Here is a 17,337-nt window from a genome sequence, read left to right on the forward strand (position 1 = left end):
AAAATTTGATTTTTGTCACAGGAAAGCGTTTGCATTGTGTTTATCTGTATTTGAAGAGAATTTTAAGAAATTCAAGCGGTCAGATTTTTTTGCTTTTTTGCAAATTTTTTTTAATTTGTTATAAAAAATTATATTTAACTATTGATAATTATAATCTAGACACTATATGAATACTGAGAGAACTTCCTCTCAAAATAATAGAAGGAGAACTATAATGGGACTTAAACCAGGACCAAAACCAATTGCTAAATCGACGGGTAAACCTGATAGACGTAGACGTGATAATAAAGATACTCCAGGAAATACCCCAGGTTTAAAACCAAGCAAGTCAACAGGTAAATAAAACTTATAATTATAAATATGGAAACTATCTATTTAAGTGAAGATAGTTTCCATTTTTATGAGAATAACTAATACTATTTAACTTTTCTATCCCTAACCGTAAATCTTGGTTTTACAGGCATTCTTTCTTGAATTCTCGCCCTATTTACAGCAATCGCATTCATCGTTGGAACGTAATCTAGCCACAAGCTTTCATCATCTGGTAAGCTATCTGACCAAATATATTTCACATTAAAGCCTCTTGCTTTGCATTCTTCATATAAATCTTGATAACGCTTTTTTAAGAACGCCAATTTATTAAAGAAAAAACGAACGTGCCCAGTACCAAGCTTATAATCATCAGGCATTCCAACTAAATTGTATTTTCCTTTTGCGACTGCATTAGGAATACGAGTCAGTTCCCTGAACTCTGCGAGAAGGTGTTGATCGCAGAGTTCTTTTGGGGGGATAAGGTTTATTCTTGTCATTTTTATTTGATATTTAAAAAATAATCTAATAATTTTGTTGCTTTAGATAATATTTCTGTAAAGATAGTAATCAAGTCTTTATTTTCGATATCTAAAGTCTTAGAAATTTTTTCATAATTACGTCCCTTTCTATGTGCAGAACTACTTGAACGCAGCCCTTGCAAAGTTCTAAGAAATTGAATGTGTTCTTCAAAATTTTCTAAATCTAATTTATCTAATACAAATTCTAATTTAGAAATACTACCTTTCAAAGACTCTACATCTTGTTTATCAAGATAAGAGTTTAAAAACTTCTCATTTAATGAATCCACAAGTATTTTCGTGAGACTAAGTACAAGTTCATCAAATTCTTTTTGCTCATTTGTCAATGGTAATTTTAAGCTCGCTAGATGATGCTGATCATTTTGCTTTAATGGTAATAACCAACCATCGTTATTTTGAGATAACAACTTTTGATACTTTATTTTAAAAATATGATCTATTTCTTCTGAGTCAGTCGGTTCTGCTAATAGCTGTCTTTTAACAAAGGTATTACTAACTTTCCCTTTAGGTAAAATATTATAAGATCGCCAATGTAATTGTTCTTTATAGGGTAAATCCCGACCAAGATCTCCTAGCCAAACACAAATCATATCTTGATGATGATTATCCATTTGAAGCCCCCATAATGTTCCGCATCTTAAATATGAGTCTTCTACAGAATATTTACTTGGTAAATTATAATATTTACTTAATACCTCTTTATCAAAATATACTGGAGTTAAATAATGAGGATTATTAGGATTTTCTCCAAAATAATTTCCTAATAATCTAGGATTTGAATTAAATAGAATCTCTTCACCATCATCATTGACATCAATGATAAAATCAATATATTCATCTTTAATAGATGACTTCTTCTTAGATTTATCAAATGGAAAAATAAGTTTTTTTCCTGTAAAACGTACAAAAGATTTATATCCTTTACAAGAAAAACCATTAAAATCACCATAGCCTATAGACCATATAGATAGATCATTTTTATACTCTTCTAAATTCTGTTCTTTATTAAGTTCTTCAAGAGACAAGTTACTATCAATTCTATAATCAAATTGGATAGATAAAAACATATCTTTTACAGCTAAAAATTGCTTTAATTCTTTTACTCTTATTTTCACTTGATCTTTAGAAACTTCAATTATTGTTGTTTCACTACCATCGCTTTCTATTTTTAGATAAGTATTATTTTTAGCATCATAATATAAATTATGATACAATCTAAACTCTTCAGATATTTCTATACAATCTTCTTTTATTCCATGAAAGTTTCGACAAATTACCAATGGTTCTATACCTCTGTCATTACCAAAACGCAGATACTCTATCTTTTTTTCTCCATTTGAACAGTAAGCAATATTTTCAGGAAGCCCTTCTTCATGTCGTAAATCCCAACCATAATCTAAGAGTATATCTTCTTTTTGGTCTATAGGAATAAGAGCTGGATGAATCCCACAATTATGATTATCACCATAACTTGAAAAATATACTATTAACATTTCTGTTGGTTTAGGGTTTCTTAAAAGTTCATTAAGATAATCTTTTGCTTTATCAAAATTCATTGTTCACCTCTTATAATTATAAATTACATTTATAAAAGCTTTTGTAAACACAATTTCATAGCTTCTAATAATAATGCTATATCTCCTGTATGTTTCCCTTTATCTGTTGATTTGATTGGATAATAATTTATTTGCTCCTCTATATTAAAATTAAAAATTGGCTTAGCAACTCCATCTACAAACAAGATCGCTTCATATTCAAATAATTGAGAGAACTCAAATAATCTTTTTTCTTTAGTTACTATATATTGTAAATCAAAAATTTTATCAGTATCAGGCTCTTTTAAGAAGAGTTCAGGAATTCTTAACAAAAATATATCCCAAGCTGTTGAAATAATATTTTTTACTGCATTTTCATATTTTGTGCCCTTTTGAATACCTAAAAACTTTCCTGCTTTATTTGTAAAATATTGGTAGGCTAAACAAAGTTCTCGACCTAAAACTTTTCCAAATTGCTCCTGCATAAAAAAATCAAAATATTCTAATTGTTTTTCTATTTTTTTATCTTTCATCTCAAAGTTTTTAATTAAAATCATCTTTATTAGTAAAATTTGAATAATTTCTAAATCATTTTTAAATTGACAATACATATCAATAAATTGAGAAACTTGTTCAGTCGCCTGTTCATCTAAAGATTTATTTTGTAAATAATGGTCAATTTGTTGAGAATTATTCGTTCTTTTTACAATGCTAGTTTTAAGAAAATATTCTTCATCCATTAACATTAATTCTAACCAAGCTTTGGTATCTCTAATTGCATATTTTCTAAAAGTATCAAGATCACTTTTACAAAATGATTCCAAATAATAAAAATGTAATGATACATTCCATCTATTTTTAGTTATAAAATATAAAAAGTCTCTAAAATCATTTTTACCTGATTTTTTGTTATTCTCTATAAAAAGGTACAATTCAGATACCATATTTGAATCTAATAAAGCATGAGGAGTCATTGCAAAGTTATTACTTTTTTTACCATTATATAAAAATGGTTCTCTTCCTGAATAATGATCTAACAAATAAATTGAGTCTCCAAAAATTTTGCTTTCTAGTAAAATTTTAGAAGAATATGGTGATTTTTTTATAACCCAGTTATTCACTCTGTAACCCCATTAAGTTTTTCATAAAACTCTTTAAAACTTTTATCTTTTAATAAAATTTCTTCCCATATAAAGTTTAAAAAATCTAAATCATAAGAAAATATTGCTTTTAAATCTTTTTTATTTGAAAAAAATCTAGCTGAAATTAATCTAAAAGAAGAACCACTAATAAGTATTATAAACTCTCCTGAATAAATCTCAGCTAATACAACACTATTTCCATTTTTATCAGAAAATATATCTATTCCTCCTTCTATTCCTAAATATCTAGTTCTAGTATCATCAATAATATCCCTGAATGAAATCCCATGTTTTAATATATTCTTTGCATTTTTAGAAGAGTCATATTCTCTTAAAAATCCATGACTAAAAAGAGATTCATATCTAATAGTGATATCCTTATTTTTACCTAATGCTTTTACACATAATAGTAAAAAATCATATCTCTCTAGTGATTTTTTTATATAATCAACTTTACTTATATATTGATACTTTTTATTATCGGCGTTCTTCTTTAAAAACTTCAAATGCAACTCTTTTAAAAGTTGTATTCTTTCTTCATATCTTTTTATTTTTTCAGGACCTTTAGGAATATTTAAAGACTTATCATACCAAATATACCCACATATCTTCCTTCATGTTAAAACCTCATCATCCTCTATTTCTTTATTGAGTATTAATGACATTTTCTCAATATCAGCATAGTAATTTTCATAAATTTTAGAATCCATTTTTAACTCCCTTTCAAATATCAATGCGCCTCATCCCAATTACCCCCAACTCCAACATCAGCAATCAATGGCACTTTCAACTCAAAGGCTTTTTCCATTTCAGCTTTAATCAACTGACTATAATGCTCCACTCTGTCCGCTTTGACTTCAAACACCAATTCATCGTGGACTTGCATAATCATTAGAATATCATCACAATCTCGGATTTGTTTATCAATGCTGATCATTGCGACTTTGATAATATCCGCAGCGGTGCCTTGCATTGGGGCATTGATTGCAACACGTTCAGCGGCTTTTTTACGCATTTGGTTACTTGATTGAATTTCAGGTAGGTATAAACGGCGACCTAACAAGGTTTCGACATAGCCCTGTTCTGAGGCTTTTTGTTTAATGTCTAACATAAATTGTTGGACATTTGGATAGCGTTTGAAATAGAGATCCATATAGTTTTGTGCGTCGCCTCGTAAAATGCCAAGTTGATTTGACAACCCAAAAGCAGACATTCCATAAATTAAGCCGAAGTTGATCGCTTTGGCACTGCGACGTTGTTCGCCTGTAACTTCATCAAGTGGTACACCAAAAATCTCACTTGCGGTTGCTTTGTGAATATCTTTTCCCTCTGCGAATGCAGTAATCATTCCTTGATCGTTCGATAAGTGTGCCATAATTCTTAATTCAACTTGTGAATAGTCGGCGGCTAAAATTACATAACCCTCACGAGCGATGAAAGCTTTACGAATACGTCTGCCTTCTTCATTTCTGATTGGGATATTTTGCAAGTTTGGATCGCTTGATGAAAGGCGTCCTGTTGCGGTTACCGCTTGATGATACGAAGTATGAATACGCCCTGTTGTTGGGTTGATCATTTGTGGTAATTTGTCGGTATAAGTCGATTTTAATTTGCTTAAACCACGATGCTCAATAATCAATTTTGGTACATTATGCCCCATATTTGCTAGGGTTTCTAACACTTCTTCATTCGTTGAAGGTGCACCTTTTGGTGTTTTTTTGATAACAGGTAAGTTTAATTTATTAAATAAAATCTCTTGCAACTGTTTAGTTGATGCAAGGTTAAATACTTCGCCTGCCTCGTTATGCACCTGCTCTTCTAACTCGATCAAACGTGCTGAAATTTCGCCCGATTGCTCTAATAAAAGATAATCATCAACCAACACACCGTTACGCTCAATACGTGAAAGCACATTAACCAATGGCATTTCTACTTCATTAAATAATTTCACTAATTCAGGTATTTTTTGCAACTCAGCGGATAACACTTGGTGCAATTTCATTGTAATGTCTGCGTCTTCGGCAGCATATTGCGTGGCTTGTTCAAGTTCAATTTTATCAAAAGTAAGCTGATTTTTTCCTTTACCTGCGATTTCTTCAAAGCTAATAGTTTTATGCCCTAAATAACGATCCGCCAATGCGTCCATATTGTGTCGCCCTGTGCTGTTTAGGGTGTAAGATTCTAGCATTGTATCAAAAGCAACACCTTGTAATTCAATGTTATTTTGAGCAAAAATTGTCAAGTCATATTTAATATTTTGCCCTATTTTTAGGATCGCTGGATTTTCTAGAATTGGTTTTAATTGGGTTAAAACGTACTGTTTATCCAACTGCTGTGGCACGCCTAAATAATTATGCTCAAGTGGAATATAACAGGCTTCGCCATTTTCTAAACCAAATGAAATTCCCACTAAATTTGCTGTCATCACATCAAGGCTATCGGTTTCAGTATCGACCGCAAACACGCTCACTTGTTGTAGTTTTTCAAGCCATTGTTGTAACAATTCTTCGCTATCTACTTGCTGATAAGCGGTACGATTTATTTCAATTTTTGCAAATTCTTGATCTAAATTGACCGCTTGTGTCGTCGTTGCTTGATAGTTATTCGGGGCTTTTTCTTCTTGCTGCAGGGTAACAGGGTTTGCGTTACCTTTAACTTCCGCCAACCAACGTTTGAATTGATAACGCTCAAACAGTTCAACTAATAGATCTTGATTTTGTTGTTCCGTGACAAGTTGATCGTGGGTTACATCAAGCTCCACATCAGTTTTAATGGTCGCAAGAGTATAAGAAAGCTCTGCCATTTCTTTTTCAGCCTCCATTTTGGGTGCTAAGGTTTTTGCACCACGAAAGCCTAATTCAGCGATTTTATCTAAATTTTGATAAATTTCTTTAAGCGAACCTATACCTTGTAACAAGCCTAATGCGGTTTTCTCACCCACACCTTTTACACCTGGAATACCGTCTGATGCATCGCCACGCAATGCAAGATAATCGATAATCAATTCAGGTGGAATACCATATTTTTCAACCACACTATCACGATCCAATAAAGTATTATTCATTGTGTTAATCAACATAATATGATCATCAACTAACTGTGCCATATCCTTATCGCCCGTACTGATCAACACATCTTTACCCTCTTTTGAGGCTTGTAGAGCAAGGGTTCCGATCACATCGTCCGCCTCTACACCTTCAATCGAAATCAATGGAATACCCAATGCTTTGATAATAGTGTGAAGTGGTTCAATTTGAGTGCGTAAATCATCAGGCATTGGTGGACGATGCGCTTTATATTGCTCAAAAAGTTCATCACGAAATGTCTTACCCTTAGCGTCAAACACTACCGCAATATGGCTCGGCTCAACCTGTGCGATTAAACTTTTTAACATATTCAACACGCCATACATCGCCCCTGTCGGCTGACCATCTTTGTTGGTTAAAGGGGGAAATGCGTGAAATGCACGATAAAGATAAGATGAACCGTCCACTAAAACGAACGGATTTTTTTTGATTGTTGCCATTGGTATTCCTTTATTATTGATTATGATTTTGCATTTTATCTACAATTTCTGTTACTTTTTCTTTAAAAAGATTTAAATTAAATTGTTTAACTTTTCGATCTCGTAAATCTACTGGTTGATTAGATAATTCTTTTTGTACTTCTTTCCAAAAATCTAATTCCTGAGAGAAATAATCTTTAAAATTTCTTCTATTTGAATATCTTGAGAAAAAAATATTATATAAGAAATCAAACATTTTTTGATTTCTTACGCTTATAACGGTACCAACAAATTCTTTAGCACAATCTTTTTCTACAAATATAGGTATATAAAGACCATCACCATTTAAAAAGTCAGAAATTTCTTTTATATTACCTTTACTAAGGTTAGAAATAATATTTTTTAAATCATCTCTCTTTTTTTGATTCACCGCATGATCATAGTATATTTTGTTCTGTTCTTTAAAAACCTCAAACATGTTTTGGAATTCTAGGCTAGTCTTATCATAATATCCCAATCCATAAGCTCCCCAAAAAGTATCTTCTATAAGTACTCCTTCCTGCCCATCAGAGTAGCAATTTTCCAAATTTGATAACATCTGATTCTTAATATCTTCCAATGCATAACTATTTATTTTTTGATTATTAAAAAATACTAATAGTGCTGTAACATGTAATAATGTTTTAATATCCAAGTACTGATTATTTTTAAATTTTTTAATCATATCATTAAGTTGGATATCAAACTCATCATCTTCTAGTTCTCTAAAATGCCATAGTTTAACCCAAGACTGCTGTTCTTCTTCAATAAAGAAATGAAGACCTTGAATCATATTATTAATTTGAGAAATATCTCCCTTAACTAAAATTATCTCCCAGTCCCCAATATCAAATAAAATATCGCTAACGGATAAATTATACTTTTTAAATAAAGAGCTTAATTTATTTTCCTTACTTTCATCTCCTTTTAAAGTATGATTTGTATCCTTCAAAGGATTAAGCGTATCTTCAGTCAAATTTCCATTTTTAAGTTCAATTAATATTACAAAAAAAACTTTAGCAAACTGCGAAAGAAACTCAATATTTTGTTTATATTTACTGTCAATTCTATTAAATACATATTTAAACTCACTAATAGACTGATCTATATAACGTAAATTCTTATATCCTGAGGATTCATATACCTCTTTTATTATGTCAAATAAATTTAATTCTTCATTAAGATCTATTTTATGATGTTCTAAAAAACCTTCTAAAATCATTTCAAAACTATGCTTTACTTCAAATGTTTTTCCAATAACTTTTTCTTTAAATTCAAGATATAACTGGTTTTGACTGTTATCATTTTCTTTATTCGGTAATAACTTATATTCATTTGCTAGAAGTATTATTTTAAAATTATTTTGTTCAACAAAGTAATTTATATAGCCTAATATTTCCTTTATATCTATATCTGTTCTTTCTAAATCATCAAAAATAAAGATAATTTTTACTTTATTTTTACTTTGATAATCATCAATAAAATTTAAGTTTATTGATCCCTTAAGAATAAGATCTAAATCAATTTTTAAATGTTTATTAAGTGTATATTTAATAAATTTAGTACATCTTGATGCTCTTATTGGGTATAAGATTTGAAAAATTTTTTCTGTAATTGAATTAGTATTTTTAAGTCCAAACAAGCTAACTTTTATAAATTTATATTTATTCTGTTTTGATAAGAAACAAAAATTCCACTTACTATTCTTTTTCTTTTCTTCAATAAATTTATCAATAAAATAAGTTTTACCACAACCCCAATCCCCTCTTAATAAGACGGCATAATTTGATTTATAAACACTTTGAGAATCTAAGTAATAATCTAAATAATCAATTATATGTTGATTAACATTGATTTTTTCTTGTCGGTGCCCCATGGAAATCTCTTAATTTAGTTTAAAAAAATTTAGGAGATTATACCTTAGATTGGGTTATTTGGCATTGAGAAAAGGGGTGAATGATAAAGTTATAGCGGTAAGATTTTGATCAAAATTTGCAAATTATAAAATCTTATCAATACTTTCTACTGGTTTCATTGTTTCCCAACTACGGCAAGATGGGCAAAGCCAATTTAAGTGGAAACTCTTATAACCACAACTCAAGCAATGGTATTTTTCTCTTTGAGAGATACTAATATCTACCATTTTATCAAGTAAAATTAGACTCTTTTTACCATTTCCTTCCGCTTCTTCTATTTGATATTGAATAAAACGTTGGAACGTGAGTATATTAGGATATTGACTAACTTGTTGATAAAGCTTCGATTTTGCGGGAATAATCCCTTCTTTATTTTCGATCAATTTAATTAGTGCTAAATCAATAATACTATTATGTTTTATCTCATTTGCACGATATAAAAAAGATTCAAAACGGTCAAGATCATTTAACGCAATATAACACTGCTCTATTTTATCTAAAACTTCACTAATATAAGTCGGATCTTGTTCAATAATTTTCTTAAAACGAATCAATGCAGCTTCATAGTTTTTAATAGAAAAATAATAATCGCCAAGTAGAATAGACGCTCTTGTACAATTAGGATTAACCGTAAGTGCTTTATGTAGTAAGTCTAAATAAGGTTTTTGCGATGAATTTAGCACATTACTATATTCACAATAATAATGTGATAGTGGAATTGTATCGGATTGAGGGGTTAATTTAAGCAACTTTTCACCGATATTGATTGCTTTCTCCCATTCTTTAGTACGTTGGTAAATATTCATTAACTGAGTTAATGAATGAATTGCAAACTCAGGTTCATCAAGCAACATAATATAATAATTTTCTGCTCGATCATAAAAACCCGCTTTCATAAAATCTTTAGCAATTTGTTGCTTAACTAGTAACTTTTGCTCAATAGAATAGTTAGGATTTTCATCTAATTTTTGATGGATAAATAACGCTCTATCTACTTCACCTCGAGAGCGAAAAAGATTCCCTAATGTTAATTCTGCTTCAAATTCTGTTTCAAAATTAACAGAGTCGCTGTCTTCTTGCTCCTGTTTTTGAAGCATTGATAAGAAAAAATCGACGGCCTTCTCTTGCTGATTTGATAAAAGAAAGTTTAATCCCGTCATATAATCACGGGAAAACTTATTATTCTGGTTATCTTGTGCTTTTCTTGCACTACGTTGCCCCATATACCAACCATATAGTGCTGCAATAGGCAGTAATAGGAACAATAATTCAAGCATTTATTATGCCTTTGGTAAAGTCAATTCATCAATTTGTTTTGCTTGACGTTTTACTCTATGGTTTAAAGCAATATTCTTTACTCTTAATTTCAAATAGAAGAAACCAGTGATTAACCAGCCTAAAATCAAACCAAAACCAAATAAAATAGCAACTAAAGTTGAAAGACGTAGTTCATTTTTAGCAACAATGTAGTTAAATGTAATCATTTGATCGTTGTTTGCACCAATAGTTACGGTAACCAATACAATCGCTAAAATAACCACTATTCCAATAATATATTTCATCTTTAATTCTCCTATTAATTTTATATGATATTTGATCTATTTTAACGAAAATCCACTCGCTCTTTCAGATCTTTCCCTGCTTTAAAATGCGGTACATATTTTGCGGTAAGTTTTACGCTATCCCCTGTTTTTGGGTTTCTACCAATTCTTGGTTGGCGATAATGTAATGAAAAACTACCAAAACCTCTCACTTCAACTCGTTTTTTTTGTTCTAGTGATTGGCTCATTTGTTCTAGAATAAGCTTTACACTCATTTCTGTCATTTTTTGTGACAAATAAGGTGATTTATGGCTTAATAATTCTATAAGTTCTGACTTTGTCATTATTATTCTCCTCAACAAAAGAATGAAACGGATACAACTTAATGTATCCGTTTAAATGAACTAATTATTCACCTTTTGCTGCTGCAAATGCTTCTGCAAACGCATTAGGAACTTCAACAGTTTCTTGTTTGTTTACTTTAGCTAATGCTGCTGATTCTTCAGCTTCATCTTTTGCACGAACAGAAAGGTTAATTACACGTGCTTTACGGTCAACACCTGTAAATTTCGCTTCAATTTCACTACCTACAGTAATTACTGCTGTAATGTCATCAACGCGATCACTTGTTGCTTCATTAGCACGGATATAAGCTTCAACGCCACCTGCTAATGTAACTTTAACACCTTTAGCATCAACTTCAGCTACAGTACCTTTAACTACTGAACCACGTTTGTTTGTGTCAAGGAAGTTAGTGAAAGGATCTGATTCTAATTGTTTAATACCTAGTGAGATACGCTCTTTGATTGCATCAACTTGTAATACAACAGCTTCAACTTCATCACCTTTTTTGTAGTTACGAACAGCTTCTTCACCTGATACTTTCCAAGAAATGTCAGATAAGTGAACTAAACCATCGATACCACCTTCAAGGCCGATAAAGATACCGAAATCTGTGATAGATTTGATTTTACCTGAAACTTTATCGCCTTTAGCGTGAGTTTCTGCAAAGTGATCCCAAGGGTTCGCTTTACATTGTTTTAAGCCTAATGAAATACGACGACGTTCTTCATCAACTTCAAGTACCATTACTTCAACAGTATCGCCAACGCTTACAACTTTAGAAGGGTGGATATTTTTGTTTGTCCAATCCATTTCTGAAACGTGAACTAAACCTTCAACACCATCTAAAATTTCAACGAAACAGCCGTAGTCAGTTAAGTTAGTTACTTTACCAGTTAATTTGCTGTTTACTGGGTGATTTTCAGCGATAGCAACCCAAGGATCTTGACCTAATTGTTTTAAGCCTAAAGATACACGAGTACGTTCTTTGTCAAATTTTAATACTTTAACAGAAACTTCATCACCAACGTTTACAACTTCACTTGGGTGTTTAACACGTTTCCAAGCCATATCTGTGATATGTAATAAACCGTCAACGCCACCTAAATCAACGAATGCACCGTAGTCAGTTAAGTTTTTAACTGTACCTTTAACTTCTGCACCTTCTTCTAAGCTTGCTAATACCGCTTCACGGTCAGCACTGCTTACAGATTCGATAACTGCACGACGAGATACAACAACGTTGTTACGTTTTTGATCAAGTTTGATTACTTTTAATTCTAATTCTTGACCTTCAAGGTTAATGTCACGTACTGGACGAACATCAACTAATGAACCTGGTAAGAATGCACGAACACCGTCTAGCTCAACAGTGAAACCACCTTTAACTTTACCGTTAACTAAACCAGTTACAGATTCTTGTGCTTCGAATGCTTTTTCTAATGCGATCCACGCTTCGTTGCGTTTAGCGTCACCACGAGAAACGATAGTTTCACCGTTACCGTCTTCAACAGCTTTAAGCACTACATCAACTTCATCACCTACTTGAACTTCTAATTCGCCTTGAGCGTTAATAAATTCTTCAGCAGGTACTGCAGATTCTGATTTTAAACCAGCGTCTACTAAAACAAAGCCTTTTTGGATTGCAACAACAGTTCCTTTAACAACATCACCTAATTTAGGTTCTGTTCCAGCTTGTAGTGATTCTTCAAATAATTGAGCGAAAGATTGAGTCATAATAAAATCTTCTTAAATAAAAACATCCACTTTGCTTCCTGCGAAATGGGGTTGATAATAAAAGTCCAGCATTCCCTTGCCAAACAAAACGCGTCTTCTAGAGTAAATTCTAGCAGACGTTATATTTTAACCGTTTTTTGAATATAATCCAATGCTTGTTTGATAACTTCTTCAATAGATAAATTCGTTGAATCTAACAATAATGCATCAGAGGCTGGAACAAGCGGAGCAACCGCACGATTGCGATCACGATCATCTCGTTCTTTAATTTCAGCTAAAATTTTGTCAAAATTAGCATTAAATCCTTTGCTTTGCAACTGATTAACGCGTCTTTTTGCACGTTCTTCTGCACTTGCATCTAAAAATAACTTCACTTGAGCGTCAGGAAAAACAACAGTTCCCATATCTCGTCCATCCGCAATTAAGCCTTTTTCAGTGCTAAAATCACGCTGACGTTGTAATAATGCAGCACGAACCTTAGGAAAAGCTGCCACTTTTGAGGCATTTTGCCCTGCTTCAGCAGTGCGAATCTGGTCACCTACATTTTCACCGTTTAAAATTACATTTACTTCATCATTTTGCGGGATAAACTGAATATCAAGATTTTCAGCTAAATCAGATAATGCCTGTTCATCATCAAAGGCTACGTTACTTTTTAAGGCTGCTAATGCTAAAATACGATATACTGCACCAGAATCCAATAAATCAAAATTTAATTGTTTTGCAAGGGCATAGCATAACGTCCCTTTACCTGCACCACTTGGGCCATCGACGGTAATTACTCTATTTTTGTTTTTTATCATTGATCTTTATTCCTAATTTTTTGTAAATTTTACTATAAAAATGACCGCTTATTTTATTTCTGGAAATTCACCAATAGTTACATTTAAGAGAATTTCTTTGCCTTGTCTCAGTACTAACACTTTAACATTGGTATCAGGTTTCATATCAGCAATAGCCCCCATTATTTGACGAGGTGTTTCTGCTTCAATATCCCCTATTTGTAAAATAACATCATTTGTTTTAACCCCTGCTCTTGCCGCTGGCCCATTTTCGGAAACAGACGTAACCACGACACCTCGATCTCCAACACCAAGTTGTTTAGCAGAATAAAATAATTCTGTGCCCACGCCAAAATAACCACGAATCACTCGTCCATCACGAATAATTTTTGTCATCACTTTATTAGCAAGACTAATTGGAATTGCAAAATTTAATCCTTCTGCAATATCACTCGCATTTTTACCTAAACTTAGTGTGTTGATTCCTATCAACTCACCTGCTGTGTTAATTAACGCACCACCTGAATTTCCTTTATTGATAGAGGCATCAATTTGAATAAAATTTTGTCGTCCACCTTCAGAAAGTGCATTGCGTTCTGTGGCACTAACTATTCCCTGCGTAATACTCTGTCCAAGATTGAATGGATTACCAATGGCTAAAACGACATCGCCAATTTGATAAGGACGGTGAGGGTTTTGAGGAATCGTCGGTAAATTTTCTGCATCAATACTAAGCACTGCCAAATCAGTTAAAATATCCGAACCAACCAATGTTGCCTCATAAATTGTGCCTGATTGTAACGCAACAATAATTTGATCTGCATTATCAATAACATGTCTATTTGTTAAAATATATCCCGATGATGTCATTATTACACCCGATCCTAAGCTACTAACTTGTAGCCCATTATTATCAGATGCAAGATCAAAAGATTGATTATAAATATTAACAACTGCTGGTGCGGCAATTTTAACTGCGTGGTGATAAGAAACTATTTTTGTATTCTGATTAAAATTTAATTTATTATTAACCTGTGGTGCAACAAAAAGAATTAAAATTGCACAAAACACACCAAATCCTACCGCTTGTAATATTTTCTTTACCATACTCTCTATCCTACTAATAATCCATCGACTATTATAGCAACTCAATATGAAGATTACAGCGTTATTTTAAATGTTTTAGGTACTCTTCTGCCCCTAAATTATAAATTTGATGAATAATCCAACGTTGTTTATTTCGCATCATTTTTCTCGGATTATTTACTTTGAAAATTAAGGGATTAGGCAGCGATGCTGCTAACAGTGATGCCTCACGCATTGTTAATTGGCTTGCGTGTTTTTTAAAAAAATATTGTGAGGCAGCTTCTACACCAAAAATACCTTTGCCAAATTCAGCAATATTCAAATAGACTTCTAAAATACGAGCCTTACTCCAAATGGCTTCCACTCCAAGCGTTAAAGGCAATTCTATTCCTTTACGAAGCCAAGAGCGTGAAGAACACAAATACAAGTTTTTAACCATTTGTTGTGAAATAGTTGAAGCACCTCGTGTTTTTCTAGAGCTTAGATTATGTTCTATTGCGGTTTCTATTGCTTGTAGATCAATTCCAAAATGATCCTTAAACTTTTGATCTTCCGCTGCAATGACTGCCATTTGCATTTTCCACGAAATTTTATCCAGACTAACCCATTGATATTGAATAGAATAATTTTTTTGTTGCCATAGTGAAGTGGCTTTTTTCTCTATCATATAGGCAGAATAAGGAACTGGCACGATAGAAAAAATCAATGTCAGTAGCAAGAAAAAAACAAAGATTCGACTAAATAAAAACCAAAGTATTTTTTTAATCGAACCTATTTTTCTAGGAATGAAGAAGCAGAACAATAAAGTAACAGCCTTTTTAAATTTAGCTTTTATCATTCAATTTATTATTAGCCCATTCCAACATTTCTGGGTTCACTGTTTTTAACATATTTGAACCACGCGTAACCGTTGCAATACTGGTGTTTAACACTTTTTGAATATCACGTTGTGATAAATTCTTTTCCAAAAGTAAGCGGATTACCTGTACTCTTAATCCTAATGAATTACGCTCTTCAATAGTTAAAAGCATTGATAATACTTCTTCTAGTTTATCCTCAATAACAGCTTGTTTTAATAAATCCATAAACTTTTGCCAAGCTTGTGGATCTTTTAATGCAAAAAATTCTTTCATTGTCGTTAATTTCTATTATTTTTTAATTCGCTGATCATCAATTTCAGCCCCCTCTGGCACAGTAAACTTAAATACATCTTTATCTACTTGGTTTGAGATATTTTTCAATAAATAAAGGTTACTCTGCCCCGTTTTTTCAATTGTACTAAATCCTTTTAAGACGCCATTTTTTGTTATTCTAATATCAAATTGTTCAATACCACTGTGCTTAGAAAGCGGTTTTAAAACAAAATTATCCATTTCTTGGGTAACGTCATATTGTTTCCAATTTTTTGGTTCATTATTTGTTAATAATACAAAAGGCGTATCCGTGACCACATTTTCTAACCAATTCACTGTGACTTGAGAAACAAAAGGATCATAAAACCATAAATTTTTACCGTCCGAAATAATCTCATTCTCTTGCGGTGTTTTTACATCCATTTTAAATAAATTTGGACGCTTCACTTGGAATGTTCCTTCACCTTCCTGAATGATATTACCTTTTACAGAACGGACAATTTGTGAAAAATCGGCTTTGTATTGTGATACTAAACTCAAACGTTTTTGTAATTCAGTTTCAGCTTGCGTATTTGCAAATACAACCCCTGTGAATAATGCTAATTTTAGCACAGAAAATATTTTAATAAATGAATTGTTCAATTTTTATCTCCTTAATAAGTGATTTCCCTTTGATTATCTTAAACGTGAATAGTTCATTATTCATTTGTGAAAATAGGCGTTGATTGTATCTGTTGTAATTGCTTATTTCCCTGAAAATTCAATGGATAATAGCATGCAAATTCACGTTGTTTGATACGATGCAATGGTGGTTTTACAATACATTGTTTTTGTGCAAAAGGACAACGTCGTCCCATTCTACACCCTGCATAAATATGACTTAATGTTGGCGTTGCACCTTTTAAAGAATTTAATTTTCCTTTAAAAGGTAATGGTTGTGAAAAATCAGGCACACTATGCAATAAAGCCGAAGTATAAGGATGATAAGGATTCGCCATTACTTGCTCCTTAGCACCAATTTCCACATTTTGACCACAATACAAGATATTAAAGGAATCCACCCATTTATGTATACCTAAAATATCATTACTTGCTAATAAAATTGAAGTGCCTAAATTTTTATTCATACTCGATAACAAACGATAAATTTGAAGCTCTGTTGTCGGTTCCATCATCGTCGTTGGTTCATCAGCAACCAATAAACGAGGTTTATTTGCCACCGCCATCGCAATCATCACTTTTTGGGCTTCACCATTGGTCAAATCTATCGGATAACTGTTCATTATACTGTTATGATCTTTAATACCAACTCGATGTAATAACTCAATCGCTTTTTTCTTTTTCCAGCCAATATACTTCCACCATTTTCCAGTAAAACGAATACAACGAATCAGCTGTTTTCCAATGGTTTCGCTTGGATCTAAACTTTCACGAGGTTTTTGTAAAATCATTGAAATATCATCTTTAATCAACTTTCTGCGTTGATAACGAGATAATTTCAAAAGTTCCACATTATCAAAACGAAAACGATCCGCTTTAATAATCCAGTCGTCCCTTTCCATTCCACAAATTACTTTAATAATCAAACTCTTACCTGAGCCTGATTCACCCACTAGACCACAAATCTCGCCTTTTTCTAAGGTTAAATTGACGTTGTCAATCATTCTGACATAACCATTAGGCGTTTTAAGATCTATGGTTAAGTGACGAATATCTAATAATGCCATA

The 17,337-nt window shown here is 32.1% G+C and carries 17 protein-coding genes; 1 reads left to right on the forward strand and 16 read right to left on the reverse strand.

The genetic code is table 11. The annotated features are described in order from the left end of the window. Positions 1–214: 214 nt before the first annotated feature. On the forward strand, positions 215–343 hold the full coding sequence (locus DYE60_RS10370; protein ID WP_279525362.1) for a hypothetical protein: 129 nt from the start codon (positions 215–217) through the stop codon (positions 341–343). Positions 344–416: 73 nt separating this feature from the next. On the opposite strand, the gene DYE60_RS03950 is transcribed toward DYE60_RS10370, so the two are convergent. From DYE60_RS03950 to DYE60_RS04025, 16 genes are all read right to left on the reverse strand, one after another. Further along, complete coding sequence (locus DYE60_RS03950; RefSeq protein ID WP_115315340.1) at positions 417–809, reverse strand: pyrimidine dimer DNA glycosylase/endonuclease V; 393 nt, start codon at positions 807–809, stop codon at positions 417–419. 2 nt (positions 810–811) lie between these two features. Further along, a complete protein-coding gene (locus tag DYE60_RS03955; RefSeq protein ID WP_115315341.1) occupies positions 812–2,407 on the reverse strand; it encodes a hypothetical protein in 1,596 nt (531 codons plus the stop codon). Between the two features lie 29 nt (positions 2,408–2,436). Continuing rightward, positions 2,437–3,507, reverse strand: a complete 1,071-nt coding sequence (locus tag DYE60_RS03960; protein WP_115315342.1) for a hypothetical protein — start codon at positions 3,505–3,507, stop codon at positions 2,437–2,439. Next, on the reverse strand, positions 3,504–4,034 hold the full coding sequence (locus tag DYE60_RS03965) for a BrnT family toxin (protein ID WP_115315343.1): 531 nt from the start codon (positions 4,032–4,034) through the stop codon (positions 3,504–3,506). The genes DYE60_RS03960 and DYE60_RS03965 overlap by 4 nt, the downstream gene beginning before the upstream one ends. Before the next feature lie 224 nt (positions 4,035–4,258). Further along, a complete protein-coding gene (polA, locus tag DYE60_RS03970) occupies positions 4,259–7,054 on the reverse strand; it encodes a DNA polymerase I (protein ID WP_115315344.1) in 2,796 nt (931 codons plus the stop codon). A 13-nt stretch (positions 7,055–7,067) separates the two neighbouring features. Next, positions 7,068–8,948 carry a P-loop NTPase fold protein gene (locus DYE60_RS03975; protein ID WP_115315345.1) on the reverse strand — a complete coding sequence of 627 codons (1,881 nt, stop codon included), beginning with the start codon at positions 8,946–8,948 and terminating at the stop codon, positions 7,068–7,070. Positions 8,949–9,071: 123 nt separating this feature from the next. Next, positions 9,072–10,265 carry a lipopolysaccharide assembly protein LapB gene (gene lapB, locus DYE60_RS03980; RefSeq protein ID WP_115315346.1) on the reverse strand — a complete coding sequence of 398 codons (1,194 nt, stop codon included), beginning with the start codon at positions 10,263–10,265 and terminating at the stop codon, positions 9,072–9,074. Positions 10,266–10,268: 3 nt separating this feature from the next. Beyond that, positions 10,269–10,550: a LapA family protein gene (locus tag DYE60_RS03985; RefSeq protein WP_115315347.1), complete on the reverse strand. Its 282-nt coding sequence runs from the start codon at positions 10,548–10,550 to the stop codon at positions 10,269–10,271. A 41-nt stretch (positions 10,551–10,591) separates the two neighbouring features. Beyond that, entirely contained in the window at positions 10,592–10,873 is a 282-nt protein-coding gene (locus tag DYE60_RS03990) for an integration host factor subunit beta (protein WP_115315348.1), read from the reverse strand. A 64-nt stretch (positions 10,874–10,937) separates the two neighbouring features. Then, the gene (gene rpsA / locus DYE60_RS03995) at positions 10,938–12,608 is read right to left on the reverse strand and encodes a 30S ribosomal protein S1 (RefSeq protein WP_115315349.1); all 1,671 of its coding nucleotides are present in this window, start codon (positions 12,606–12,608) and stop codon (positions 10,938–10,940) included. A 119-nt stretch (positions 12,609–12,727) separates the two neighbouring features. After that, on the reverse strand, positions 12,728–13,411 hold the full coding sequence (gene cmk / locus DYE60_RS04000; protein WP_115315350.1) for a (d)CMP kinase: 684 nt from the start codon (positions 13,409–13,411) through the stop codon (positions 12,728–12,730). Between the two features lie 48 nt (positions 13,412–13,459). Then, positions 13,460–14,497, reverse strand: coding sequence for an outer membrane-stress sensor serine endopeptidase DegS (degS, locus tag DYE60_RS04005; RefSeq protein WP_115315351.1), 1,038 nt, complete (start codon positions 14,495–14,497; stop codon positions 13,460–13,462). A gap of 61 nt (positions 14,498–14,558) precedes the next feature. After that, the gene (gene mtgA, locus DYE60_RS04010; protein WP_115315352.1) at positions 14,559–15,314 is read right to left on the reverse strand and encodes a monofunctional biosynthetic peptidoglycan transglycosylase; all 756 of its coding nucleotides are present in this window, start codon (positions 15,312–15,314) and stop codon (positions 14,559–14,561) included. Beyond that, a complete protein-coding gene (gene trpR / locus DYE60_RS04015; protein WP_115315353.1) occupies positions 15,301–15,609 on the reverse strand; it encodes a trp operon repressor in 309 nt (102 codons plus the stop codon). The genes mtgA and trpR overlap by 14 nt, the downstream gene beginning before the upstream one ends. 15 nt (positions 15,610–15,624) lie before the next feature. Continuing rightward, positions 15,625–16,251: an outer membrane lipoprotein periplasmic chaperone LolA gene (gene lolA / locus DYE60_RS04020; protein WP_424450098.1), complete on the reverse strand. Its 627-nt coding sequence runs from the start codon at positions 16,249–16,251 to the stop codon at positions 15,625–15,627. 56 nt (positions 16,252–16,307) lie between these two features. Next, positions 16,308–17,336 carry an oligopeptide/dipeptide ABC transporter ATP-binding protein gene (locus tag DYE60_RS04025; RefSeq protein WP_115315354.1) on the reverse strand — a complete coding sequence of 343 codons (1,029 nt, stop codon included), beginning with the start codon at positions 17,334–17,336 and terminating at the stop codon, positions 16,308–16,310. Position 17,337 lies beyond the last annotated feature (1 nt).

It is taken from the genome of Phocoenobacter uteri (assembly GCF_900454895.1).
GTDB classification, from domain to species: Bacteria; Pseudomonadota; Gammaproteobacteria; order Enterobacterales; family Pasteurellaceae; genus Phocoenobacter; species Phocoenobacter uteri.